Consider the following 22431-nt stretch of genomic DNA (forward strand, 5'->3'; position numbering starts at 1 on the left):
CGTTCCATGCGATGATCGTTTTTCCCTGTTTTGATGCCACGCCATGACCGACTACATCGCCACCAGCGCCGGCCAGCGCGCCACCTTTTTGTGCGGCAAATCCTGGACCGCCTACGTCAGCACTTTCATGATTGCCGTGCTGCTGTTCTTTGCCGCACTGCCGCTGGCCTTCAAGTACAACACGCGCGCCGCCTTCGTCGTGCTGCTCGGCTCGGCCCTGATCGTCGGCTACCGCCTGCTGACGATACGCAGCTACCAGCTGTACATTGATGAGGCGGGCGTGTGGCTGGCCTCCGGCATCTTGCCGTGGAAAAAGAAACTGACGGGCGTCAAATGGCGCGACATGGATGAAGCCGTCTATGAAACAAACTTCTGGAGCTGGCTGTTCCAGTCCTATACGGTGCGCGTCAGCCAGCGCTATACGCAAGACATCGAAATCCACGCCACCGGCATGGCGCGCGGCAAGGATGCCGTGGCGGCCATCAATGCGCGCCACCAGGAACTGCTGCACGGCAGCGCCATCATCGTCTAGCGCCGCAGGGGCAATTAGTGCTAACCTTTGGGCCGCCCAGGCAAGCAAGGCCAACCTTTCAATAGTTGTTTGTTAGCCATATTATCAGTTTATTATTTTCTGATAATAACAAACAACAAAATATTCAAGAGATAAACTATGCTGATAAAAAATAAAGTTGCGCTCGCCGCATTGATGATGGCTTTTACCCTGACACCGGCCAGCGCCGCCAAGAAGCCGCAGAAAAGCGGCAAGACCGGCACCAGCAGCAGCAAGAAGAAAACCGTCGCCAAGAAAGCGGCCGTCGTCACGGCTGCCACGGCAGCCACGGTCGCTGCCGTCGCCAGCGAGAACAGCAGCGACCGTTCCATGAATAACCTGAGCGGCCAGTTCCTCACGGCCCTGTGGCGCCTGGACCCGGAAAGCGCGATTTCCGTCGGCAAGTACGATGGCGCCGCCAACCTGAGCATTCCCGACGCGGCCAGCCGCCAGAAGCAACTGGCCTTCATCGAAGAATGGCTGGGCAAGTTCGGCAAGCTCAATGCCGGCAAAATGTCGGACAAGCAACGTACCGACCTGGCCTTGCTGACGAATAAACTGCAATCGGACCGCTGGTATCTGACCACCTTCCGCGAATTCGAATGGAATCCCGCCCAGTACAACGTGGCCGGCTCCATCGACTTCATCCTGAACACGGAATACGCGGCCCAGCCGCAGCGCCTGCGCACCTTGCTCAAGCGCATCGCCACCGTGCCGCAATACTACGCGGCCGCGCGCGCCAGCATCGTCAACCCCACGCGCGAACACACGCAGCTGGCCATCGCCCAGAGCGCCGGCGTGCTCAGCGTGCTTGACGACCTGAACAAGACGGCACAGGGCTCCATCCTGACGCCGACGGAAAAGCAGCTGTACAACGCGCGCATCGCCGCCGCCCGCACGGCCGTGCAAGGCTATGCGGCCTGGCTGACGGAGCAGGATGCGGCGCTGGCGCAGAACGGCAATGCGCGCTCCTTCCGCATCGGCAAGGATTTGTATGAGCAGAAATTTGCCTACGATATCCAGGCCAGCGTGAGCGCCGAGCAGATGTACCAGAAGGCCCTGGCCGCGCGCGAAAAGCTGCTCGAGCACATGGATAGCCTGTCCGACGAGCTGTGGGTGAAAACCATGGGCAGCACGGCCAAGCCGGCGGACCGCACGGCGAAGATCGGCATGGTGATCGACAAGCTGTCGAGCAACCACGTGGCGGCCGCCGATTTCGTGCCGGAAATCCGCCGCCAGATCCCGGAACTGCAGGAATGGGTGAGCAGCCACAACCTGCTGACGATGGACCCGAAAAAGCCGCTCGTCGTGCGTGAAACTCCCGCTTACCAGCGCGGCGTGGCCGGCGCCAGCATCGAGGCGCCCGGCCCCTACCGCCCGCAGGACCGCACCTATTACAACGTGACGCCGCTCGATGGCGAAACGCCGGAACAGGCGGAAAGCAGCTTGCGCGAATACAACCACTGGATCTTGCAGATCCTGAATATCCACGAAGCCATTCCCGGCCACTACACGCAGCTCGTGTATGCGAACAAATCGCCATCCTTGGTCAAATCGATCTTCGGCAACGGCGCCATGATCGAAGGCTGGGCCGTGTATGGCGAGCGCATGATGCTCGAATCGGGCTATGGCAACAACGCGCCGGAAATGTGGCTGATGTATTCGAAGTGGAATTTGCGCAGCGTCACCAACACCATCCTCGACTACAGCGTGCACGTGCTGGGCATGACGGAAGCGCAAGCGCTCGACCTGCTGACGCGCCAGGCCTTCCAGACCCAGCGTGAAGCGAAGGAAAAATGGCGCCGCGTGCAGCTGAGCTCGGTGCAACTGACCAGCTATTTCAGCGGCTACAGCGAAATCATGGATTTGCGCGAACAGCGCAAGCAAGCGCTGGGCAACAAATTCGTGCTGAAGGATTTCCATGAGCAATTCCTCAGCTACGGCAGCGCACCCGTGAAAGTCATCAAGGAACTGATGAATTAACTCGTACGCATCCTCTGCTTGCAAAGGGCGCCGCGGCGCCCTTTTTGCATGCGTTTGCGCCGCCGCAAACCAGCGGCGTGCCTGTCCATTAAGCTGACGGGAAGGCAGGCGCCACAGCACTCCTCACTGGCAATTGCCGATTTTCCTGCTAGGCTGGATATCAGGAGCGTCCATGCATATGCCCATCCAGTTCGACACCCTCGATTACGCCAAGCGCCTTGCCTCGGCCGGCGTGCCCACGCAGCAGGCAGAGGCCCATGCCACGGCCTTGGGCGACGTGCTGGGCTCGGCTGTCGTCGTACATGGCGAACTGGCGGCGCTGGAGCGCAATCTGCTGGGGGAAATCAAGCTGGTGTCGCACAACATCGATACCAAGGTCGGCGCCCTGGAATTGAAGATCGATGCGCTGGAGCTCAGGCTCGATACCCGGATCGATGCGCTGGACCTGAAACTCGATACGAGGATAGATGCGCTGGAGCACAAATTCGATACCAAATTAGATGCCTTGGAACACACATTCGACGCCCGCCTGGAACGTCTGGACTTGCGCCATGGCGCGGACATGAAACACGTCTATTGGATGATGAGCACCCTGATCCTGCTCAACCTGGGCATCCTCAGCAAACTGATGCTGCAGTAAGTACTACCAACTTTCCTGCTAATAAAAAAGCCGCTGCTCCCGAGGAAGTCAGCGGCTTTCGTTTGCGAATATAACAGGCCGTCTAGGACGCTTCTTCCGGCGCCTGGGTGGCCTTGACGAAGATGGGCGCCACCAGCAGGCCCAGCTCGAACAGCAAACACATCGGGATGGCCAGCGAGAACTGGCTGACGACGTCCGGCGGCGTGACGATGGCGGCAATGACGAAAGCGCCGACGATGACGTAGGGACGCACCTCCTTGAGTTTCGCGATGGAAACCAGGCCCATGCGCACGAGGATGACCACCACCACGGGCACTTCGAAGGTGGCACCAAAGGCCAGGCACATCGACATGACGAAATCGAGGTAGTTTTCGATATCGGGCGTGACGGCGATCGACGACGGCGAAAAGTCGCTGATGAAGTGGAAGACGCGGCCAAACACGAAGAAATAACAGAAGGCCACGCCAGCCATGAACAGCAGGGAAGACGAGATGACGAGCGGCGCGATCAAGCGCTTTTCATGCGTGTACAGGCCGGGCGCGATGAACGCCCACATCTGGTACAGCACCCACGGCAAGGCGACGATGAAGGCGATGACCAGGGTCACTTTCATCGGCACGAGGAACGGTGAAATCACGCCGGTGGCGATCATTTTCGAGCCGGCCGGCAGCGAGGCGATCATTGGGGCAGCGATGAAATCGTAGATATGCGAAGGGCCGGGCCAGTAAAACAGGATGGCGCAGACGACGGCGATGCCGATCGAGGCCTTGACCAGGCGGTTGCGCAGCTCGACCAGATGCGAGATAAAAGTTTCTTCCACCGGGGATTTGCTACTCATGAGTAAAAGGAGGAGGAACTGGCGCGCGGACGGAAGCGCGCCACGCGGGCCGCCGCCGACTGCACGTGCAGCTTGCCGCCGTGGCGCTGCTTGTACCAGCCAGGGATGGCGGAATTGCGCACCAGCTTCTTGCGGCGGAATTCGCGCGCCTTGCGGGCCAGGTCATCGTTGGTGGCGCGCAGCATGGCTTCATGTTCGTCGTGATGCCCGTCATACGCACTGGCATCGCCGCGCCAGGCGTTTTCCACTTCGGCCAGGTTGCCGGAGATCGAATTTTCCACGCCATGCATGGATTTCTCCACGCTTTGCTTGACGGAATGGGCCGCATCCTGCACTTCCTTCTGCAGGTTTTTCAGCTCTTCCAGTTCAATTTCGCGCGTGACTTCGGACTTCACCTGGTTCAGATAGCGTTGCGCGCGGCCATACAGGGTACCGGCCATGCGCGCCACTCTCGGCAACTTTTCAGGGCCGATGACTATCAACGCAACGACGCCGATGATGGCGATTTTAGAGAGACCGAGATCGATCATAAGCGGACAAGGGCTGTTACCGGACGAGGCAAGCGCCCCGCCACGCTATCAGAACTTGCTTTTCTCTTTCGTCTCGACGTCGATGGTGCTTTTGTCGGCCACTTGCGATGGCGCAGCAGGAGGGGTATTGGCTGCCGGGGCGTCATCTTCGCCCTTGACGCCATCCTTGAAGCCTTTGACGGCCTTGCCGATATCACCGCCGATATTGCCCAGTTTCTTGGTGCCGAAGACCAGCATCACAATGACCAGAACGATCAGCCAGTGCCAAATACTCAATGAACCCATCACATTCTCCTTGCGGGACGGTGCCCGAATAGCGTCAACCAATGCCGGTAGTATACACGCGAACCCGGCGCACGGCGAAATCAGTGCTGGCCGCGCCAGGGGCGGGGACCGCCGTACACGTGCATGTGCAGGTGATACACTTCCTGCCCCCCGTTCGGGCCGCTGTTGATCATGGTCTTGAAGCCGCCGGCAGGCGCGCCATCGGCGTCATAGCTGACGGCGCAGCCGAACTCGGCAGCGAGTTTCGGCGCCAGGCGCAGCAGCTTGCCCAGCACTTCCGTATGGCTGTCGTCGCAGTCGGACAGGCTGGCCACGTGGCGCTTCGGAATCAAGAGCAGGTGCACGGGGGCGGCCGGGTTGATGTCCTTGAAGGCCAGCAAGTCCTCGTCTTCATACACGATGGTCGAGGGAATTTGTTTTGCAGCAATTTTGCAGAAAATACAGTTATCCACGCACGCTCCAATAGGTCAGTGTTTGTCTGTTTCGCCGACGTCGCGCAGTTCATCCTTGCGGGCCGCCTTTTCCTCGAGGCCGGACAAGCCTTCGCGGCGCGCCAGCTCGTCAAGCACCTGCTGCGGCGTCAGGTCGAACTGCGCCAGCATCACCAGACTGTGAAACCACAGGTCGGCGCACTCGTACAGGACCTTCGACGGGTCGTTGTCGCGGCGCGCATCCTTGGCCGCCATCACGGTTTCCGTCGCTTCCTCGCCGATTTTTTTCAAAATCGCATCATCGCCCTTGGCAAACAGGCGCGCGACATACGAGGTGGCGGGGTCGCCGCCGTTGGCCAGCTTGCGCGATTCGATCACGGCGGCCAGGCGTTTTAAAGTTTCGCTCATTTGCTCTTGCTTTCCGCGTAAATCGTCTCCGGGTCTTTCAGGACGGGGTCGGTGATTTGCCATTCGCCCGTTTTTTCATCGCCTTCGAACTTCTGGAAGAAGCAGGAATGGCGGCCCGTATGGCAGGCGATGCCGCCGGCTTGCTCGATTTTCAGCAAGACCACGTCTTCGTCGCAATCGAGGCGGATTTCCAGCACCTTTTGCGTGTGGCCCGACTCCTCGCCCTTGTGCCACAGTTTCTTGCGCGAACGACTCCAGTACACGGCTTCGCCCAGCTCCACCGTGCGCGCCAGCGCGTCGCGGTTCATCCAGGCGAACATCAGCACGTCATTGCTGCCCGCTTCCTGCGCGATCACGGGCACGAGGCCGTGCTCGTCCCATTTGACCTTTTTCAGCCACTTGGCATTGCTTGCTACGATGGTTCCGTTTTGCATGTTCTTCTATCCTGCTGATTTTACGCGAGGCGCATGGGGATGCCCTGCTGCGCCATGAAACGCTTGGCTTCCTGCACCGTGTGCTGGCCATAGTGGAAGATGCTGGCGGCCAGCACGGCATCCGCGCGGCCCACCTTGATGCCATCGACCAGGTCCTGCAAGCCGCCCACACCGCCCGAGGCGATCACGGGAATGCTGACGGCGTCAGACACGCCGCGCGTCAGGCCCAGGTCGAAGCCGACTTTGGTGCCATCGCGGTCCATGCTGGTGAGCAAGATCTCTCCGGCGCCCAGGCTTTCCATTTTACGCGCCCATTCGAACGCGTCCAGGCCAGTGGCGGTGCGCCCGCCATGGGTAAACACTTCCCACTTGCCGGGCGACACTTGCTTGGCGTCGATGGCGACGACGATGCATTGCGAGCCGTGCTTTTGCGATGCCTCGTACACCAGCTGGGGATTCGTCACGGCCGAGGTGTTGATGCTGACCTTGTCGGCACCCGCGTTGAGCAGCCGGCGCACGTCTTCCACCACGCGCACGCCGCCGCCCACGGTCAGCGGAATGAACACTTGCGACGCGACGGCTTCGATGATGTCGAAGATCAGGCCGCGGTTGTCGCTGGAAGCGGTAATGTCGAGGAAAGTGATTTCATCGGCGCCCTGCTCGTCATAGCGGCGGGCGATTTCCACCGGGTCGCCGGCGTCGCGCAATTCCGTGAAATTGACGCCTTTGACGACGCGGCCATTGGTCACGTCGAGGCAGGGGATGATACGTTTTGCAAGCATGATGGTATCCAGATTGTCGCCAGGCCGGGCGTGCGCAGGCACGCTCCCGGCCGGGCAGGCTTAAACGGCGGCGTCGGTCAGTTCGTCGGCGCGTTCCTGCGCCTGCGCCAGGTCGATCGTGCCTTCATAGATGGAACGACCGCAGATCACGCCTTCGATGCCTTCGGCCTGGACCGCGCACAACGCTTCCACGTCGCCGATGTTGTGCAGGCCGCCCGAGGCGATGACGGGGATCTTGACGGCTTGCGCCAGCTTGACGGTGGCGTCGATATTGATGCCGCCCATCATGCCGTCGCGGCCGATGTCCGTGTAGATGATCGATTCGACGCCGTAGGCTTCGAATTTTTTCGCCAGGTCGATCACTTCGTGGCCCGACATCTTGCTCCAGCCATCCGTTGCCACCTTGCCATCCTTGGCATCGAGGCCGACGATGATGTGGCCCGGGAAGGCGCTGCAGGCATCGTGCAGGAAGCCGGGGCTTTTCACGGCCGCCGTGCCGATGATGATGTAGGTGATGCCGGCGTCGAGGTAGCGCTCGATGGTGTCGAGGTCGCGGATGCCGCCGCCCAGCTGCACGGGGATTTCCTCGATGTCGTTTTCCACGGCAAAGTCCTGCACGGCCTTCAGGATGGCTTTCACGGCGCCTTCGTTCTTCGGCTTGCCGGCAAAAGCGCCGTTCAGGTCGACCAGGTGCAGCCGGCGCGCGCCTTGCATCAGCCAATGGCGGGCCATGTCGGCCGGGTCTTCGGAAAATACGGTGGCAAGTTCCATATCGCCTTGTTTCAGGCGTACGCAGTGACCGTCTTTCAGGTCGATGGCGGGAATGAGCAGCATGGTCAGTGTGGTTTAAAAGTGAGTGAGAAGCGAAAAAAAGCCGGAGAGCTAACGTTAAGGTTGCCAGTGAACGAAGTTCTTGTACAGCTGCAGGCCAGCGGCAGCACTTTTTTCAGGGTGGAACTGTGTCGCGAAAATATTATCACGGGCGACGGCGCAAGCGAACGGCGCGCCATAGACAGTCTCGCCCACCGTGTGCAACGCCTCTTGAGGTTGAGCAAAATAGCTGTGCACAAAGTAAAAATAGGCGTTGTCGGCAATGCCATCCCACATGACATGGGACGCCGTTTGTCGCACTTGGTTCCAGCCCATTTGCGGCACCTTGAAGCGCGAGCCGTCTTCCTGCACCTGGCCGTCGAGCTGGAAGCGCACGACTTTGCCTGGCAACAAGCCCAGACCGGCCGCGTCGCCCTCTTCGCTGCCGTCGAACAGCATTTGCTCGCCGATGCACACGCCCAGCACGGGTTTGCTGTCGGCGGCGCGCAGCAGCGCTTCGAGCACGCCCGATTCGCGCAGGCTGCGCATGCAGTCGGGCATGGCGCCCTGGCCCGGCAAGACGATGCGGTCGGCGCTGTCGATGTCGGCGGCTACGCCGGAAATGCGCACGTCGGCTTCGGGCGCCACGGCACGCAAGGCCTGCGCCACCGAGCGCAAATTGCCCATGCCGTAATCCACCACCACAATTTTATTCATGTTTAATCTCGGAATCTACAGTGATCCGCAGGCGCTTACAGGCTGCCCTTGGTCGATGGAATGATGCCGGCCGCGCGCTCGTCGAGCTCGGCAGCCATGCGCAGCGCGCGGCCAAAGGCCTTGAACACGGTTTCGCATTGATGGTGGGCATTCGTGCCGCGCAGATTGTCGATATGCAAGGTCACGCCCGCATGGTTGACGAAGCCGCGGAAAAATTCCAGGGTCAGATCGACGTCGAAGCCGGCGATCATGGCGCGCGTAAACGGGATGTGGTATTCGATGCCCGGGCGGCCCGAGAAATCGAGCACCACGCGCGACAGCGCCTCGTCCAGCGGCACGTACGCATGGCCGTAGCGGCGGATGCCCTTCTTGTCGCCGATGGCCTTGGCCACCGCCATGCCCAGCGTGATGCCCACGTCTTCCACCGTATGGTGGTTGTCGATATGCACGTCGCCCGTCGCTTCGATATCGAGATCGATCAAGCCGTGGCGGGCGATCTGGTCCAGCATATGGTCGAGGAAGGGCACGCCAGTGTTCAGCTTTTGCTGGCCGGTGCCATCGAGGTTGAGGGCGACGCGAACTTGCGTCTCATTGGTGTTGCGCGTGATTTCTGCGGTGCGGTTCATGGGAGGCTCTGGCGATAGGCTAAACGAGGGATGCCTTGAAGGCATCGTAAAAAAGGGAATTTTCTTCCGGGGTGCTGACGCTGATGCGCAGGCAATTGGCCAGCGCAGCATGCATTTTACTCATATTTTTAATTAAAACCCGGCGGGCAAGCAGTTTTGCGCAAACATCGTCGGAATCAGCCACACGAATCAAAAGAAAATTTGCCTTCGAGGGAAACACGGTTACGCCCGGCAGTTCCGCCAGGCGCCGCGCCAGGTCGTCGCGCGCGCTGTTGAGCAGGTCCGCCTGCGCATTGAGCACATCGAGGTGCTCGAGCGCGAATTCGGCCGCCGCCTGCGTCAGCACGTTCACGTTATACGGCGGGCGCACTTTCTCGAATTGCGCCAGCAGGGCCGGCGCAGCCGACATGTAGCCGAGGCGGATGCCGGCCAGGCCCAGTTTCGACACGGTGCGCATCACCACCAGGTTCTCGAACTCGGGCAGGCGGCCCATGAAACTGTGCTGCGCGAACGGCTCGTACGCTTCGTCGACGACGGCGATGCCCGTGTCGCCCAGCGCCGCGAGGATGCGCTCGATGTCGGCGCTGGCAAACAGGTTGCCCGTCGGGTTGTTCGGGTACGCGAGGTAGACCAGCGCCGGGCGGTGCTCTTCGATGGCCGCCAGCATGGCCGGCATGTTCAGGCTGAAGTCGGCCTGCAGGGGCACGCCGACGAAATCCATGCCGGCAAACTGCGCCGAGCGCGCATACATGACGAAGGCGGGCACGGGCGCCAGCAGCACGGCGCGCTTGCCCGGCGCCTGCGTGGCGCAGGCCATGGCCAGGATGGAAATCAGTTCATCGGAGCCGTTGCCCAGCATGACGTCGTAACCGGCCGGCACGCCGAGCTTGGCGCAGATCGCCGCCTGCAGGCTGGCGTAGGACGGCGGGTAGCGGTTCAGCGCCACGCCGGCCAGGCGCGCGCCCAGTTCCTCGCGCAGATGCGGCGGCAGCGGATACGGGTTTTCCATCGCATCGAGTTTGATGTAACCGCTGGCATCGGCTACCTGGTAGCTTTTGACGGCCCGCACATCGGACCGCACGGTGTTGCTGATTAACTGATCGAGGAAAGACATGCTGCAAACACTCCTGATGGAATTAAATGGATACGTCTTCCGGCACGGCGGCGCTGCGCGCCTTGCGGGCCGGCGCTTTTTTCGCGGCGGGCGGTTTCTTCACGGCGGCCGGCTTTTTCGCTGCCGCCGGTTTTTTCGCCGCCGCCCTGGCGGGCTTGGTCGCGGCCAATGTGGCCGGTTCGGCCAGCTCCTGCGTCAATGCCGCCAGGCGCTGTTCGATGATGGCGCAATAGTCGGGGTTCAATTCGAAGCCGACGAAATCGCGCCCGCAGCGCTTGGCGGCCAGCGCCGTGGTGCCGCTGCCCATGAACAGGTCGAGCACCACGCCACCGGGCGGGCACGACGCCTTGACCATGCGCTCGATGATTTCGAGCGGCTTTTGCGTCGGGTGGTCGGCCCGTTCCGGGTGTTCCTTGTGCAGGCGCGATACGCTCCACAAGTCTTTCGGGTTGTAACCCACTTCCAGCCATTTGGCGCCGATGAAGATCGAGCGCGAACGGGCTTTCTTGGTGGCCGCGTCGTAGGCGATGCGCACCGCGTCAAGGTCGAAGTAGTAATCCTTGCGCTTGACGAAGAAGCCGATGGTGTCATGCACCGATGAAAAGCTGCGCACGCTGCCGCCCATGGACGGCACGCGGCGGTCCCAGATGATTTCGTTCATCATCGCCATGCGCTGCTTCAGCATGACGAAGATCTCCGGCGAATAACGCCAGGTGAGAAAGATATACAGGCTGCCGTTGGCTTTGAGCTTGGGCAGCGCCGCATCGATCCACTGTTCCGTCCAGCGCAGGTAGTCTGCCACCGACTGCTGGTCCGAGGCATTGCCGTAATCCTTGCCCAGGTTGTACGGCGGATCCGTCAGGATCAGGTCCACCGAGCCATCGGGAATGCGCGCCAGCCCCGCCAGCGCATCTTCGCAATAGACCCGGTTGACCCAGTCAGGGCGATCCGCCAACTTCGTCATGGCTGCGGCTTCAGGCGCAGTTCGGCGCTGCGCGCGTGCGCCTGCAAGCCTTCGCCATACGCCAGCGTGGCGGCGACACGGCCCAGGGTTTGCGCGCCCGCTTCACTGACGTGAATGATGGACGAGCGCTTCTGGAAGTCGTACACGCCCAGCGGCGACGAAAAGCGCGCCGTGCGCGACGTCGGCAGCACGTGATTGGGGCCGCAGCAATAGTCGCCCAGCGATTCGGACGAGAAGCGGCCCAGGAACATGGCGCCCGCGTGGCGGATCTGCTCGGCCCACTGCTGCGGGTTTTCCGCCGAGATTTCCAGGTGTTCGGCCGCGATGGCATTGGCGATCTCGCACGCCTCTTCCATGCTGCGCACCTTGATCAGGGCGCCGCGGTCGGCCAGCGAGGTGCTGATGGTGGCCTGGCGCGGCATCGTCGGCAGCAGCTTGGCGATGCTCTCTTCGACTTTCGCGATGTAATCGGCGTCAGGACACAGCAGAATCGCCTGCGCCAGTTCGTCGTGCTCGGCCTGCGAAAACAGGTCCATGGCGACCCAGTCCGGGTCCGTCGTGCCGTCGCACAGCACGAGGATTTCGGAAGGCCCCGCGATCATGTCGATCCCGACGATGCCGAATACGCGGCGCTTGGCGGCGGCCACGTAGGCGTTGCCGGGGCCGACGATTTTATCCACGGCGGCAATCGTCTGCGTGCCATACGCCAGTGCGCCGACGGCTTGCGCGCCGCCGATGGTGATCACGCGCGTCACGCCCGCGATCGCGGCGGCGGCCAGCACCATCTGGTTTTTCACGCCATCGGGCGTCGGCACCACCATGATGATCTCGCTCACGCCCGCCACGTGCGCGGGAATGGCGTTCATCAGCACGGACGACGGATACGCGGCCTTGCCGCCCGGGACGTAGATGCCGACCCGGTCCAGCGGCGTGATCTTCTGGCCCAGCACCGTGCCATCGGGTTCGGTGTAGGTGAAGCCGCGCAGTTCCTCGCGCTGGCGTTCGTGGAAGGCGCGGATGCGCTGGGCGGCGATCTGCAGCGCTTCGCGCTGGGCCGACGGCAAGCCGTTCAGGGCAGCCTGCAATTCGGCCTGCGAAATATCGAAGGCCGCCATTTCCGCCGCGCCACCATGCGGGATGCGGTCGAAACGGTTGGTGTATTCCAGCACGGCGGCGTCGCCGCGCGTTTTCACATCGGCCAGGATTTTTGCGACCGACGTTTCAATCGCCGCATCGGTCCCCTCCTCGAACGCCAGCAGCGTATCGAGCGATTGTTGGAAACCATCCTGGCTTGAATCGAGCTTGCGTATCTGTATCGGCATAATCGGCTTTCTGCTACTGAATAAGTCTAGGCTTGCGAGGCGGTTTGCGAGGCGCGTTCAAACGCCTCGATGATCGGCTGCAAGCGCTCGCGCTTGAGTTTTAACGCCGCCTGGTTCACCACCAGGCGCGACGAAATTTCCATGATGTGCTCGACCTCGACGAGGTTGTTCGCACGCAGGGTGCTGCCCGTGCTGACCAGGTCGACGATGGCGTCGGACAAACCGACCAAAGGCGCCAGCTCCATCGATCCATACAGCTTGATCAGGTCGACGTGCACGCCCTTGGCGGCGAAGTGCTCGCGCGCCGTGTGCACGAACTTGGTGGCCACGCGCAATCGCGCACCCTGGTGCACGGCTTTTTCGTAGTCAAAACCGGCCTGCACCGCCACCGACATGCGGCAAGCGGCGATATTCAGGTCGATCGGCTGGTACAGGCCTTCGCCGCCGTGTTCGAGCAGGACATCCTTGCCCGCCACGCCGAAATCGGCCGCGCCGTACTGCACGTAGGTCGGCACGTCGCTGGCGCGCACGATGATGACGCGCACGTTCGGATCGTTGGTGGCCAAAATCAGCTTGCGCGAGGTCTCCGGGTTTTCCAGCACACGGATGCCGGCCGCTTCCAGCAGCGGCATGGTGTCCTCAAAAATGCGGCCTTTCGACAGCGCCAGAATCAGCTGGGAGCTGTCACCGTTGTTCGATCCGTTCATGCTCGTTCCTTGTTATTTGATGCGTACGATATTGGCGCCGACGGCGGACAGCTTCACTTCCATGCGGTCATAGCCGCGGTCGAGGTGATAGATGCGGTCGATCAGCGTTTCGCCATCAGCGGCCAGGGCCGCGATCACCAGCGACGCCGACGCGCGCAGGTCGGTCGCCATCACGGGTGCGCCGCGCAGCTGCTTGACGCCGGCGATGATGGCCGTGTTGCCCTCGATGGTGATGTCGGCGCCCAGGCGGTTCATTTCCTGCACGTGCATGAAGCGGTTCTCGAAGATTGTCTCGGTGACGCGGCTGGCGCCATTGGCGATGGTGTTTACGGCCATGAACTGCGCCTGCATGTCGGTCGGGAAGCCCGGGTATTCCGTCGTGCGGAAGCTGACGGGGTTCGGGCGGGCCGACATCTCGGCGCGAATCCAGTCGGCGCCGAAGGTCATCGTCAGGCCCATGGCGCGCAGCTTGTCGAGCGCCGCGTCGAGGATGTCGGTGCGCACGTTGCGCAGGGTGATGTCGCCGCCCGTGGCCGCCACGGCGCACAGGAAGGTACCCGTCTCGATACGGTCGGGTATCACCGCATGCGAGGCGCCGTGCAGGGCGTCCACGCCCTGGATCACCAGGCGGCTGGTGCCGATGCCGTCGATCTTCGCGCCCATGGCCACCAGCAGGTGGGCCAGGTCCGTTACTTCCGGTTCGCAGGCGGCGTTTTCCAGGATGGTTTCGCCTTCGGCCAGGGTCGCTGCCATCAGCAGATTCTCGGTGCCGGTGACGGTGATCATGTCGGTGACGATGCGCGCGCCTTTCAGCTTGGCGCACTTGGCGTAGATGTAGCCCGCCTCGATGCGGATCTCGGCGCCCAAGGCTTCCAGACCCTTGATGTGCTGGTCGACGGGGCGCGAACCGATGGCGCAGCCGCCCGGCAGCGACACCTTGGCTTCGCCGAAGCGCGCCAGCATGGGGCCGAGCACGAGGATCGAGGCGCGCATGGTTTTCACCAGTTCATACGGCGCTTCCAGGGTGTCGATGGCGCTGCCGTTGAGCACCACGCGGTCGCCGTCCTGCCGCACTTTCAGGCCAGTCTGGCCCAGCAGTTTCAACATCGTGGCCACGTCGTGCAGATGCGGCACGTTGGTCAGGTTCAGGTCGCCCGCGGTCAGGAGACCCGCGCACAGGATGGGCAAGGCGGCGTTTTTCGCGCCGGAGATGGCGATGTCGCCGTTCAGGCGGTTGCCGCCGTTGATGAGGAGCTTGTCCATGTGCTTATCCTTGGAATTCTTCAGGTGTCAGGGTTTTCATCGACAGCGCGTGGATTTCCTCGCGCATGCGGTCGCCCAGCGCCGCGTAGACGATCTGGTGGCGGGCAATCAGACGCTTGCCGGCAAACGCGGGCGAGACGATCACGGCCTGGAAGTGCTGGCCATCGCCCTCCACTTCGAGGTGCGTGCATTCGAGGCCGGCCGACAGATAGCCGTGGATCAGTTCTGGAGTGGTGGTCACGATAAGTCCTTGATATTGAATAATGTAGTGATGTGAGGTGCCGCAGTTAGTGGCGCAATCTGTAACCGCTTTTCAGCAGGCGGATCGACGCCAGCGCCAGGATCACGAGGAAGCCGGCGACGATGGAAAGACTGAGCCACGGGCTGACGTCGGACACGCCGAAGAAGCCGTAGCGGAAGCCGTCGATCATGTAGAAGAAGGGGTTCAGATGCGATACCGTCTGCCAGAAGGCGGGGAGCGAATGGATCGAGTAGAACACGCCCGACAGGAAGGTGGCAGGCATGATCAGGAAGTTCTGGAAGGCGGCCAGCTGGTCGAATTTCTCGGCCCAGATGCCGGCGATCAGGCCCATGGTGCCCAGCATGGCGGCGCCGAGAAACGCGAAGATCACGATCCACAGCGGCGCGACGAACGACAAATTAGCGAACCAGCACGTGATGGCGAACACGCCAAAGCCCACGGCCAGACCGCGCGCGACGGAAGCGAGCACGTACGCCGAGAAGATTTCCCAGTGCGACAGGGGCGTCAGCAGCACGAACACCAGGTTGCCCGTGATCTTGGACTGGATCAGCGAGGACGAGGAATTGGCGAACGCGTTTTGCAGCACGCTCATCATCACCAGGCCGGGAATCAGAAAGGCCGTGTAGCTGACGCCGGGACTCGGCTCGACGCGGCCATCGAGTACATGGCCGAACACCAGCAGGTACAGCATCGACGTGAGCACGGGCGCGGCCACGGTTTGCGTCGCCACTTTCCAGAAGCGCAGCGTCTCTTTGTAGACGAGGGTGCGAAATCCTGTCGAAATCATACGGTACCTTTATCCATGATCTGCAAGAAGATATCTTCCAGGTCGGCTTGTTGCAATTGCATTTCATCGATCTCGACGCCCGCTACGCGCAGGCGCGCGAGGATTTTCTCGACTTCGCTGTATTCGTTGACGCGCAGGCTGAACTTGTTCGGCGCCTGCTGTTCTTCCGCATGCAGCACCAGGTGCCGCAGGTCGTCCGGCAGGCTGCCGTTTTTGAGGTGCAGCTGCAGCTGCGAGCCGGCGATGCGGCGGATCAGGGCCGACATGGTGTCGAGCGCCACCACCTTGCCGGTTTTCAGCATGGCCACGCGCTGGCACATGGCTTGCGCCTCTTCCAGGTAGTGGGTGGTCAGCACGACCGTGTGGCCGCCTTCGCGGTTCAGGCGCGAGATGAACTTCCACAAGGTCTGGCGCAGTTCCACGTCGACGCCGGCCGTCGGCTCATCGAGCACGATGACGGGTGGCTTGTGCACCAGCGCCTGTGCCACGAGCACGCGGCGCTTCATGCCGCCGGACAGCGCGCGCATATTCGTGTCGGCCTTGCCGGTCAGGTCGAGGTTTTCCATGACCTCGTCGATCCACTTGTCGTTGTTCGGCAGGCCAAAGTAGCCTGACTGCAGGCGCAGGGTTTCGCGCACGGTGAAGAACGGGTCGAACACCAGTTCCTGCGGCACCACGCCCAGGTTGCGGCGCGCGTTGCGGAAGTCCTTGACCACGTCGTGGCCGTGGATCTTGACGGTGCCCGCGTCAGGGCGGATCAGGCCGGCGATGATGGAAATGAGGGTGGTCTTGCCGGCGCCATTCGGGCCGAGCAGGCCGAAAAACTCGCCTTCCTCGATGGCCAGCGACACGCCGCCCAGCGCCTTGAGCGATTTATAGCTCTTTTCTACATTCGTAATTTGAATTGCGGTCATGTGCTTGTTTCAAGTGTAATGCGTCTGGTGTGATGCGCCAGTTGCCGCAGACATGGAGGCCGGCAGGCTGGTGCAGGGCGCCCCTTCCGCAGAGGGTGGCGCAACAGTCAATTATAGTTGGAAACTTCGTGGAACACTTGGAGATCAATCCGGCGGCGCTGCTGGCCTGCCGGCTTGAAAGCTACTGCTGATGCGGGGAGTGGGACAGGATCAATGATGATGCAGGTCGGACGGGCTGCGTTCGGCGAGGCCGCCGGCGCTGGCGCAGTCGTCGTCCGTCAAGGTGCTCGACACGAGCGAGCAGACGCCATACAGCTTGGTCAGGTTTTTCAGGTTGTTCGGCAGATTTTTCAGCTCCAGCACGGCGCCGGCATCCTGCGCGGCGCGCTGCCACGTCAGCATGACGGAAACGGCGGCCGAATCGACGGCCTTGACGTTGCGCAAGTCAAACTTCGTCTGACCCGAGCGGATGGCGTCCAGACCCTGCTCCAATGCCGAAGTGGCATTGTGCACGGTCAGGGAAGTCAGGGACTGCAAGGTGTCGAGAGAGTCGGGCATGGCGTCGGGCTGCGCTGGTCTGGAGCTGGGTCAGGAGCTATATGATAGCCGATTATTTGGCTTTGGCAGCGGGACGGCTGGCCAGGGCCTTGTTTTTTGCCTGCAAGGTCTTGATCAGGCCATCGATGCCGCCCTTGCTGATCTCGCTAGCAAAGCTGCTTTTGTACGTTTCCACCAGCCACGCGCCCAGCACGTTGATGTCATAGATCTTCCAGCCAGCTGGGGTTTTCGCCACGCGGTAGTTCAGGGGCACGGGTTCGCCGCGCGCCACGTTCACCTGCGAGCGCACTTCCACTTCCGTGTCGGCCGGGTCGGCGCGCAGCGGCTTGAATTCCACGGTTTCATTCTTGATCTGTGACAGGGCGCCCGAATACGTGTAGATCAGCAAGGTGCGAAATTCCGCAGCCAGCTGCTTTTGCTGGTCCGGCGTGGCGTCACGCCAGTAGCGGCCGGCGGCCAGGGCCGTCATGCGCTGGAAATCCACGTACGGCAAGATTTTGCTTTCCACCAATTCAGTGACGCGCTTGATATCGCCAGCCTGGATGGCCTTGTCGTTCTTGGCCGTGTCGATCACGTCCTGGCTGATGCGTTTGACCAGGACGTCCGGCGCTTCCACGGCGGGAGCGGCCTGGGCGGCGGTGGCAAAAGCGATGGTGGCCATCGCCAGCAGTTGTTTCATCAATTTCATGGTTCTACCTTTCATGGTGTTGCTGTGCACCGGCTGGCGTTGATCGCAGCCGTGGTGTTCTTGCGTCCAGTTTACTCCTGAGGCCTGGCCTCGGAAGCAACGGTATTGCTACCAGATGTTACGAGGTCCGCCGGCGCCACCACGGCGGCGGCCGTTGCCGCAGGCGCGTCATTGGCCGGCTGCGGTTTTGCCTCGTACTCCGGCTCGTAATCGCTGGTGTCGTTTTTTGGCACTTTGCGGTCGCGGCGGTCCGTATCGCCATCGAATACCTTGCTTTCGCGCGCCTGCAGGAAGCCATCGCGGATGAATTCATAGCGGTCCAGCGCGGCCGCTTCCATCAGGTTGGTCGCGTCGAGCAGCGCGGCGCGTTTGTCGACCACGCGCGTCACCGTGCCGATATTGCGCACATTGACGGGATCCTTGTAGCGCCATGGATCGCCCGTGATGTCGAGCGGCAGGGCCACCGTGTCGCGCACGGTCGATGGGCCCAGCAGCGGCAGCATCACGTACGGACCGGGCTGGACGCCATACCAGCCCAGGGTCTGGCCAAAGTCTTCGTTATGCTTGGGAATGCCGGCCTGCGAAGCGATGTCGATCAGGCCAAGAAGTCCGAAGGTCGAGTTCATGCTGACGCGCACGACGTCTTGCAAGCCCGCTTCGCCCTTGCCTTGCAGCAAGTTGTTCACGGCGCTCCACACATCGGCCAGGTTGCCGAAGAAGTTGCCCACGCCCGTTTGCACGAACGATGGCGTCACCGTCTTGTAGGCCGTGGCGACCGGCTTCAAGGCCACCTGGTCGACGGTATCGTTGAACTTGAACATGGCGCGGTTATACCCTTCCAGCGGGTCGCGCGGATTGGTGCCGGTGGCGCAAGCGCTCACGCTGGCGGCGATGGCCAGGGCCAGGCCGATACGCGCCAGGCTGCCTTGGGATTGTTTGGTCGACTCGCTCATTTGCTGTCCTTTCCTTCCGCTGCCTTGCTGTAGATGAACTGATTGATCAGGTCTTCCAGCACTGTGGCCGATTGAGTACGGGCGATCTTGTCGCCCTCTGCCAGGTTCGCCAGATCGCCGCCTGCTTCCAGACCGATATATTGCTCACCCAGCAAACCGGCCGTCAAAATCTTGGCCGAGCTGTCTTTCGGAAATTTGTAGCCATCTTCGATGTCCAGTTTCACCAGCGCCTGGTAGGTCTTGTCGTCAAATCGGATCTCCGCCACGCGCCCCACCACCACGCCCGCGCCCTTGACGGGCGCCTGCGGCTTGAGGCCGCCAATATTGTCGAACTTGGCACTAATGGTATACGTCTTGCTGAAAGACAGCGAGCTCATATTGCCGGCCTTGAGCGCCAGAAACATCAATGCCGCCACACCCAGCAAGACGAACAAGCCGACCCAGACATCCAAAGATTTACGTTGCATAAACAATCCTAAATAATTTTTACTTGCTGCCGCCTGCGCAACATCTTGCCCAGGCCCGCTGTTTGTAGCTGATCGGCAATTACTTGCTAAACATCAAAGCCGTCATCATGAAATCGAGCCACCACACCATCAACGACGAAATCACCACCGTGCGCGTGGTAGCGCCGGACACATCTTCCGGCGTCGGCTGTGCCTGGTAACCCTGGAACAGCGCGATGAAGGTCACCGCGATACCGAACACCAGGCTCTTGATGGTGCCATTGCCCACTTCTTTCCAGACATCGACGCCGCCTTGCATCTGCGACCAGAACGAGCCTTCATCGACGCCGATCAGCACCACGCCGACCAGGTAGCTGCCGATAATGCCGACCGCCGTGAAGATCGCGCCCAGAATCGGCATGGCGATCACGCCGGCCCAGAAACGGGGCGCCAGCACGCGCTGGATCGGGTTGACGGCCATCATTTCCATGGCCGACAGTTGCTCGCCCGCCTTCATCAGGCCGATTTCCGCCGTCAGCGACGTGCCGGCACGGCCGGCGAACAGCAGCGCCGTCACGACGGGGCCCAGTTCACGCGTCAACGACAGCGCCACCAGCAAGCCCAGCGACTGCTCGGCGCCATACGTGGTCAAGGTGTAATAGCCTTGCAAACCCAGCACCATGCCGACGAACAGGCCGGAAACGGCCGTAATCACCAGCGAGCGGTTACCGATAAAAAACAGTTGCTCAATCACCAGGCGCGGACGGCGCCACAGGCCGCCCGACGAGGCGATGATGATGAAAAACGAACGCACGGCAAAGCCGAGGTCTTGTACCGAACGACGCAACCACGCTCCGATCGACGCCAGGAAACGCGCGATCATCGGCCGCCCCCCGCCTGCAGACCCAGGTCGTCGGCCAGAGACTTGCCCGGATAATGGAAGGGCACGGGCCCATCGGCCTCGGCATTGACGAACTGCTTGACGTAGGGATGCGTCGACACGGCCATCTCGGCCGGCGTGCCGTGCGCCACGATCTTGCCCGATGACAGAAAATAGACGTAATCAGCGATGGCGAAACACTCCTTCACATCGTGCGATACCAGGATAGACGTGGAGCCCAGCGCATCGTTCAAATTGCGGATCAAATTGGCCGTCACGCCCATGGAAATCGGGTCCAGGCCGGCGAACGGCTCGTCGTACATGATCAGTTCGGGATCGAGCGCGATGGCGCGCGCCAGCGCGACGCGGCGGCCCATGCCGCCCGAGATCTCGGCCGGCTTCAATTGCGCCGCATTGCGCAGTCCCACGGCGTGCAGCTTCATCAGCACCAGGGTACGGATCAGCTCTTCATTCAAGTCCGTGTGTTCGCGCAGGGGGAAGGCCACGTTTTCGAAGGCCGTCAAATCCGTAAACAGCGCGCCGTGCTGGAACAGCATGCCCATCTTGCGGCGCAGCTGGTATAACTCGTCGGTCTCGAGCGTATGGACGATCTGGCCGTCCACGTTCACGGAGCCGGAACTGGGACGCAGCTGCCCGCCGATCAGGCGCAGTACGGTCGTCTTGCCACTGCCGGAGCCACCCATGACGGCCACAACTTTTCCACGTGGGAAATCCATTTGAAGGCCCGATAAAATCGAACGTTCTCCATAGGCAAAGTGTAAATCACGGATCTCAACAAGATTTGGCACGACGAAGCTCACTATTTTAATGGCGTATTGTAGTGCAGAAACGCCAACCTCTGCTGAGACACCCCTGCTTACAGCCCGGGACAGGGGAAGAATACAACACTAATGAATCGAAAGTCAGATATTGTAGTGGAAATTCGGCCGCCGCATCGCGTCCCAGCCCGATGACATTCGCGGCTGTTGACTTGACCAGTAAAATAACAAAAGCCACGTCGCGATCCGCGCCGTGGCTCTGTCAAAAAACGAACAATTGCTCGTTTTTTAACGTGGCAGCAGGGAGGCACCCATCAGGAACTCATCGACGGCGCGCGCGCACTGGCGCCCTTCGCGGATGGCCCACACGACCAGCGACTGGCCGCGGCGCATGTCGCCTGCCGCAAACACCTTGGCCACCGACGTCTGGTAGCAGCCGGCACCATCCGTTGTTGCCTTGACATTGCCGCGCGCATCCGTATCGACGCCGAACGCTTCCAGCACTTGTTGCACAGGTGAAACAAAACCCATGGCCAGGAAGACCAGATCGGCCTTCATCTCGAATTCCGAGTTCGGCACTTCGCTCATCTTGCCGTCTTTCCATTCGACACGGCAGGCGATCAGCTTTTCCACCTTGCCGCCCTTGCCTTCGAAACGCTTGGTGGCCACGGCCCAGTCGCGCTCGCAGCCTTCCTCGTGCGAGGACGAGGTGCGCAGCTTGGTCGGCCAGTACGGCCAGACAAGCGGCTTGTTTTCCTGTTCCGGCGGCTGCGGCATCAGTTCGAACTGGGCCACCGAGGCGGCGCCATGGCGGTTCGAGGTGCCCACGCAGTCGGAACCCGTGTCGCCGCCGCCGATCACCACCACGTGCTTGCCCGTGGCCTTGATCTGGTCCTTGAGCTTGTCGCCCGCGTTGACCTTGTTTTGCAGCGGCAGGAAATCCATGGCGAAGTGCACGCCTTTCAGCTCGCGGCCCGGCACGGGCAAGTCGCGCGGCTGCTCGGCGCCGCCGGCCATGATGACGGCGTCAAATTCTTTTTCCAGGTCTTCCGGGAAAATGGTTTCCTTGGCCCAGTTATTCACATGGGCAGGGAAATCCTTGCCGACCAGCACGCTGGTGCGGAACACGACGCCTTCGGCTTCCATCTGTTTGACGCGCAGGTCGATGTGCGACTTTTCCATCTTGAAGTCGGGGATGCCGTAACGCAACAAGCCACCGACCCGGTCGCTCTTTTCAAACACGGTGACGGCATGGCCGGCGCGCGCCAGCTGCTGCGCCGCCGCCAGGCCGGCGGGGCCGGAACCGACGATGGCTACTTTCTTGCCCGTACTGAAACCCGCCGGCTGCGGCGTGACCCAGCCGTGCTCCCAGCCCATGTCGATGATTTTATGCTCGATCGACTTGATGCCGACCGGGTCTTCATGGATGCCCAGGGTGCAGGCCGACTCGCACGGCGCCGGGCAGATGCGGCCCGTAAATTCCGGGAAGTTATTTGTCGAATGCAAGACGTCGAGCGCTTCGCGGTAGTTACCGCGGTACACGAGGTCATTCCAGTCAGGAATGATGTTGTTCACGGGGCAGCCCGTGGTGCAGAAGGGAATGCCGCAATCCATGCAGCGCGCGCCCTGCACGGTCGCTTGCGCATCCGACAGGTGCAGCACGAATTCCTTGTAGTTCTTCAGGCGCGCGGCAGGCTCCAGATAGTGTTCGTCCTGGCGCTTGAATTCCATGAAGCCGGTAATTTTACCCACGATAGTTC

28 protein-coding genes are annotated in these 22431 nt (G+C 61.5%); 3 read left to right on the top strand and 25 right to left on the bottom strand.

Annotation, left to right across the window (positions count from 1 at the left end; translation table 11 throughout):
* The first annotated feature begins 43 nt into the window (after nt 1-43).
* The 3 genes from CLU90_RS17745 to CLU90_RS17755 all read left to right on the top strand — a co-directional run bounded on the left by CLU90_RS17745 (nt 44) and on the right by CLU90_RS17755 (nt 3173).
* Nucleotides 44-532: a hypothetical protein gene (locus tag CLU90_RS17745; RefSeq protein ID WP_100428548.1), complete on the top strand. Its 489-nt coding sequence runs from the start codon at nt 44-46 to the stop codon at nt 530-532.
* A 141-nt stretch (nt 533-673) separates the two neighbouring features.
* On the top strand, nt 674-2533 hold the full coding sequence (locus CLU90_RS17750; RefSeq protein ID WP_100429503.1) for a DUF885 domain-containing protein: 1860 nt from the start codon (nt 674-676) through the stop codon (nt 2531-2533).
* Between the two features lie 172 nt (nt 2534-2705).
* On the top strand, nt 2706-3173 hold the full coding sequence (locus CLU90_RS17755) for a hypothetical protein (protein ID WP_100428549.1): 468 nt from the start codon (nt 2706-2708) through the stop codon (nt 3171-3173).
* Nucleotides 3174-3255: 82 nt separating this feature from the next.
* On the opposite strand, the gene tatC is transcribed toward CLU90_RS17755, so the two are convergent.
* From tatC to CLU90_RS17880, 25 genes are all read right to left on the bottom strand, one after another.
* Nucleotides 3256-4011, bottom strand: coding sequence for a twin-arginine translocase subunit TatC (tatC, locus tag CLU90_RS17760; protein ID WP_092717374.1), 756 nt, complete (start codon nt 4009-4011; stop codon nt 3256-3258).
* On the bottom strand, nt 4008-4541 hold the full coding sequence (gene tatB, locus CLU90_RS17765) for a Sec-independent protein translocase protein TatB (protein WP_092717371.1): 534 nt from the start codon (nt 4539-4541) through the stop codon (nt 4008-4010). The genes tatC and tatB overlap by 4 nt, the downstream gene beginning before the upstream one ends.
* A gap of 48 nt (nt 4542-4589) precedes the next feature.
* Entirely contained in the window at nt 4590-4826 is a 237-nt protein-coding gene (gene tatA / locus CLU90_RS17770) for a Sec-independent protein translocase subunit TatA (RefSeq protein ID WP_092717368.1), read from the bottom strand.
* Between the two features lie 80 nt (nt 4827-4906).
* On the bottom strand, nt 4907-5278 hold the full coding sequence (locus CLU90_RS17775) for a histidine triad nucleotide-binding protein (protein WP_100428550.1): 372 nt from the start codon (nt 5276-5278) through the stop codon (nt 4907-4909).
* Between the two features lie 15 nt (nt 5279-5293).
* Entirely contained in the window at nt 5294-5665 is a 372-nt protein-coding gene (locus CLU90_RS17780) for a phosphoribosyl-ATP diphosphatase (RefSeq protein ID WP_100428551.1), read from the bottom strand.
* A complete protein-coding gene (hisI, locus tag CLU90_RS17785; protein ID WP_070219635.1) occupies nt 5662-6099 on the bottom strand; it encodes a phosphoribosyl-AMP cyclohydrolase in 438 nt (145 codons plus the stop codon). Before hisI ends, CLU90_RS17780 begins: the two co-directional genes overlap by 4 nt.
* 20 nt (nt 6100-6119) lie before the next feature.
* Complete coding sequence (hisF, locus tag CLU90_RS17790) at nt 6120-6881, bottom strand: imidazole glycerol phosphate synthase subunit HisF (protein ID WP_034753845.1); 762 nt, start codon at nt 6879-6881, stop codon at nt 6120-6122.
* 60 nt (nt 6882-6941) lie between these two features.
* Nucleotides 6942-7715, bottom strand: coding sequence for a 1-(5-phosphoribosyl)-5-[(5-phosphoribosylamino)methylideneamino]imidazole-4-carboxamide isomerase (gene hisA, locus CLU90_RS17795; RefSeq protein WP_034753842.1), 774 nt, complete (start codon nt 7713-7715; stop codon nt 6942-6944).
* Between the two features lie 54 nt (nt 7716-7769).
* Nucleotides 7770-8408, bottom strand: a complete 639-nt coding sequence (gene hisH / locus CLU90_RS17800) for an imidazole glycerol phosphate synthase subunit HisH (RefSeq protein ID WP_092717362.1) — start codon at nt 8406-8408, stop codon at nt 7770-7772.
* A gap of 35 nt (nt 8409-8443) precedes the next feature.
* Nucleotides 8444-9034 carry an imidazoleglycerol-phosphate dehydratase HisB gene (gene hisB / locus CLU90_RS17805; protein WP_010402123.1) on the bottom strand — a complete coding sequence of 197 codons (591 nt, stop codon included), beginning with the start codon at nt 9032-9034 and terminating at the stop codon, nt 8444-8446.
* 19 nt (nt 9035-9053) lie between these two features.
* On the bottom strand, nt 9054-10148 hold the full coding sequence (gene hisC, locus CLU90_RS17810; RefSeq protein ID WP_100428552.1) for a histidinol-phosphate transaminase: 1095 nt from the start codon (nt 10146-10148) through the stop codon (nt 9054-9056).
* A 22-nt stretch (nt 10149-10170) separates the two neighbouring features.
* Nucleotides 10171-11112, bottom strand: a complete 942-nt coding sequence (locus CLU90_RS17815) for a DNA-methyltransferase (RefSeq protein WP_092717357.1) — start codon at nt 11110-11112, stop codon at nt 10171-10173.
* Complete coding sequence (gene hisD, locus CLU90_RS17820; RefSeq protein WP_100428553.1) at nt 11109-12434, bottom strand: histidinol dehydrogenase; 1326 nt, start codon at nt 12432-12434, stop codon at nt 11109-11111. The genes CLU90_RS17815 and hisD overlap by 4 nt, the downstream gene beginning before the upstream one ends.
* Nucleotides 12435-12460: 26 nt before the next feature.
* A complete protein-coding gene (hisG, locus tag CLU90_RS17825; RefSeq protein ID WP_092717351.1) occupies nt 12461-13141 on the bottom strand; it encodes an ATP phosphoribosyltransferase in 681 nt (226 codons plus the stop codon).
* A 12-nt stretch (nt 13142-13153) separates the two neighbouring features.
* Nucleotides 13154-14404, bottom strand: a complete 1251-nt coding sequence (gene murA, locus CLU90_RS17830) for a UDP-N-acetylglucosamine 1-carboxyvinyltransferase (RefSeq protein WP_100428554.1) — start codon at nt 14402-14404, stop codon at nt 13154-13156.
* A gap of 4 nt (nt 14405-14408) precedes the next feature.
* Complete coding sequence (locus CLU90_RS17835) at nt 14409-14645, bottom strand: BolA family protein (protein ID WP_010402134.1); 237 nt, start codon at nt 14643-14645, stop codon at nt 14409-14411.
* A gap of 46 nt (nt 14646-14691) precedes the next feature.
* Entirely contained in the window at nt 14692-15453 is a 762-nt protein-coding gene (locus tag CLU90_RS17840; protein WP_092717345.1) for an ABC transporter permease, read from the bottom strand.
* On the bottom strand, nt 15450-16367 hold the full coding sequence (locus CLU90_RS17845; protein WP_092717342.1) for an ABC transporter ATP-binding protein: 918 nt from the start codon (nt 16365-16367) through the stop codon (nt 15450-15452). Before CLU90_RS17845 ends, CLU90_RS17840 begins: the two co-directional genes overlap by 4 nt.
* 210 nt (nt 16368-16577) lie before the next feature.
* Nucleotides 16578-16925 carry an STAS domain-containing protein gene (locus tag CLU90_RS17850; protein WP_100428555.1) on the bottom strand — a complete coding sequence of 116 codons (348 nt, stop codon included), beginning with the start codon at nt 16923-16925 and terminating at the stop codon, nt 16578-16580.
* Between the two features lie 52 nt (nt 16926-16977).
* Nucleotides 16978-17613 carry an MlaC/ttg2D family ABC transporter substrate-binding protein gene (locus CLU90_RS17855; RefSeq protein ID WP_092717336.1) on the bottom strand — a complete coding sequence of 212 codons (636 nt, stop codon included), beginning with the start codon at nt 17611-17613 and terminating at the stop codon, nt 16978-16980.
* 71 nt (nt 17614-17684) lie between these two features.
* Nucleotides 17685-18566, bottom strand: coding sequence for an MlaA family lipoprotein (locus tag CLU90_RS17860; RefSeq protein ID WP_100428556.1), 882 nt, complete (start codon nt 18564-18566; stop codon nt 17685-17687).
* The gene (mlaD, locus tag CLU90_RS17865; protein ID WP_070346035.1) at nt 18563-19033 is read right to left on the bottom strand and encodes an outer membrane lipid asymmetry maintenance protein MlaD; all 471 of its coding nucleotides are present in this window, start codon (nt 19031-19033) and stop codon (nt 18563-18565) included. The genes CLU90_RS17860 and mlaD overlap by 4 nt, the downstream gene beginning before the upstream one ends.
* A 79-nt stretch (nt 19034-19112) precedes the next feature.
* Complete coding sequence (mlaE, locus tag CLU90_RS17870) at nt 19113-19895, bottom strand: lipid asymmetry maintenance ABC transporter permease subunit MlaE (protein WP_046683187.1); 783 nt, start codon at nt 19893-19895, stop codon at nt 19113-19115.
* A complete protein-coding gene (locus tag CLU90_RS17875; protein WP_092717686.1) occupies nt 19892-20701 on the bottom strand; it encodes an ABC transporter ATP-binding protein in 810 nt (269 codons plus the stop codon). Before CLU90_RS17875 ends, mlaE begins: the two co-directional genes overlap by 4 nt.
* A 258-nt stretch (nt 20702-20959) precedes the next feature.
* Complete coding sequence (locus CLU90_RS17880; RefSeq protein ID WP_034753804.1) at nt 20960-22423, bottom strand: glutamate synthase subunit beta; 1464 nt, start codon at nt 22421-22423, stop codon at nt 20960-20962.
* Nucleotides 22424-22431: the final 8 nt, after the last annotated feature.

It is taken from the genome of Janthinobacterium sp. 67 (assembly GCF_002797895.1).
GTDB lineage: Bacteria > Pseudomonadota > Gammaproteobacteria > Burkholderiales > Burkholderiaceae_D > Janthinobacterium.

What these genes read in the sequence shown, in the direction of transcription:
- CLU90_RS17860 (WP_100428556.1), bottom strand. Translation starts at nt 18,566, where the DNA reads ATGAGCGAGTCGACCAAACAATCCCAAGGCAGCCTGGCGCGTATCGGC.
- CLU90_RS17780 (WP_100428551.1), bottom strand. Translation starts at nt 5,665, where the DNA reads ATGAGCGAAACTTTAAAACGCCTGGCCGCCGTGATCGAATCGCGCAAG.
- murA (WP_100428554.1), bottom strand. Translation starts at nt 14,404, where the DNA reads ATGGACAAGCTCCTCATCAACGGCGGCAACCGCCTGAACGGCGACATC.
- hisH (WP_092717362.1), bottom strand. Translation starts at nt 8,408, where the DNA reads ATGAATAAAATTGTGGTGGTGGATTACGGCATGGGCAATTTGCGCTCG.
- mlaE (WP_046683187.1), bottom strand. Translation starts at nt 19,895, where the DNA reads ATGATCGCGCGTTTCCTGGCGTCGATCGGAGCGTGGTTGCGTCGTTCG.
- hisF (WP_034753845.1), bottom strand. Translation starts at nt 6,881, where the DNA reads ATGCTTGCAAAACGTATCATCCCCTGCCTCGACGTGACCAATGGCCGC.
- CLU90_RS17755 (WP_100428549.1), top strand. Translation starts at nt 2,706, where the DNA reads ATGCATATGCCCATCCAGTTCGACACCCTCGATTACGCCAAGCGCCTT.
- CLU90_RS17840 (WP_092717345.1), bottom strand. Translation starts at nt 15,453, where the DNA reads ATGATTTCGACAGGATTTCGCACCCTCGTCTACAAAGAGACGCTGCGC.
- CLU90_RS17815 (WP_092717357.1), bottom strand. Translation starts at nt 11,112, where the DNA reads ATGACGAAGTTGGCGGATCGCCCTGACTGGGTCAACCGGGTCTATTGC.
- CLU90_RS17845 (WP_092717342.1), bottom strand. Translation starts at nt 16,367, where the DNA reads ATGACCGCAATTCAAATTACGAATGTAGAAAAGAGCTATAAATCGCTC.
- hisC (WP_100428552.1), bottom strand. Translation starts at nt 10,148, where the DNA reads ATGTCTTTCCTCGATCAGTTAATCAGCAACACCGTGCGGTCCGATGTG.
- tatA (WP_092717368.1), bottom strand. Translation starts at nt 4,826, where the DNA reads ATGGGTTCATTGAGTATTTGGCACTGGCTGATCGTTCTGGTCATTGTG.
- hisG (WP_092717351.1), bottom strand. Translation starts at nt 13,141, where the DNA reads ATGAACGGATCGAACAACGGTGACAGCTCCCAGCTGATTCTGGCGCTG.
- tatB (WP_092717371.1), bottom strand. Translation starts at nt 4,541, where the DNA reads ATGATCGATCTCGGTCTCTCTAAAATCGCCATCATCGGCGTCGTTGCG.
- hisA (WP_034753842.1), bottom strand. Translation starts at nt 7,715, where the DNA reads ATGCTGCTCATTCCCGCCATCGACCTGAAAGACGGTCACTGCGTACGC.
- CLU90_RS17855 (WP_092717336.1), bottom strand. Translation starts at nt 17,613, where the DNA reads ATGAAATTGATGAAACAACTGCTGGCGATGGCCACCATCGCTTTTGCC.
- tatC (WP_092717374.1), bottom strand. Translation starts at nt 4,011, where the DNA reads ATGAGTAGCAAATCCCCGGTGGAAGAAACTTTTATCTCGCATCTGGTC.
- hisD (WP_100428553.1), bottom strand. Translation starts at nt 12,434, where the DNA reads ATGCCGATACAGATACGCAAGCTCGATTCAAGCCAGGATGGTTTCCAA.
- CLU90_RS17745 (WP_100428548.1), top strand. Translation starts at nt 44, where the DNA reads ATGACCGACTACATCGCCACCAGCGCCGGCCAGCGCGCCACCTTTTTG.
- mlaD (WP_070346035.1), bottom strand. Translation starts at nt 19,033, where the DNA reads ATGCAACGTAAATCTTTGGATGTCTGGGTCGGCTTGTTCGTCTTGCTG.
- hisI (WP_070219635.1), bottom strand. Translation starts at nt 6,099, where the DNA reads ATGCAAAACGGAACCATCGTAGCAAGCAATGCCAAGTGGCTGAAAAAG.
- CLU90_RS17850 (WP_100428555.1), bottom strand. Translation starts at nt 16,925, where the DNA reads ATGCCCGACTCTCTCGACACCTTGCAGTCCCTGACTTCCCTGACCGTG.
- hisB (WP_010402123.1), bottom strand. Translation starts at nt 9,034, where the DNA reads ATGAACCGCACCGCAGAAATCACGCGCAACACCAATGAGACGCAAGTT.